1 protein-coding gene is annotated in these 374 nt (G+C 62.6%); it reads right to left on the reverse strand.

Features of this window, described 5'->3' with window-relative positions:
- Positions 1–374 (reverse strand): hypothetical protein (locus tag AC1D0P_RS31885; RefSeq protein WP_477680380.1); only part of this gene is annotated, 374 nt, incomplete at both ends.

The raw sequence follows: 374 nt of genomic DNA on the forward strand, positions 1-374 counted from the left end.
GCGTCCCCGCCTACGATCCGGTCGTCGCCAATGCCGCCCTGAACGAGGCCCGACACGGCGCCGCCGCTTCCATCATAGCTGTCGGCACCGTCACCGAAGAGGATGCCGCCGGACATCGTACCGGTGTTGCGAACCGATATGTTGCCGGTCTCGGTGGCACAATCGATCGCCCCGGTGTTGCGAACCGATATGTTGCCGGTCTCGGTGGCACAATCGATCGCCAGCGCCGCGCCCGATATCAGGCCGCTATTGGTCACCGCGACATTGTCGCTTCCGGTCAGAAAAAAGCCGTCGTAGTTTATGCTGTGGATCGTGCCGCTATTGTCGATCCTGTCATTGCCGCCGTCTCCGTGCAGGCCAAGACTGGCGACGTG

The organism is Polaromonas sp. P1_G2 (assembly GCF_056405515.1).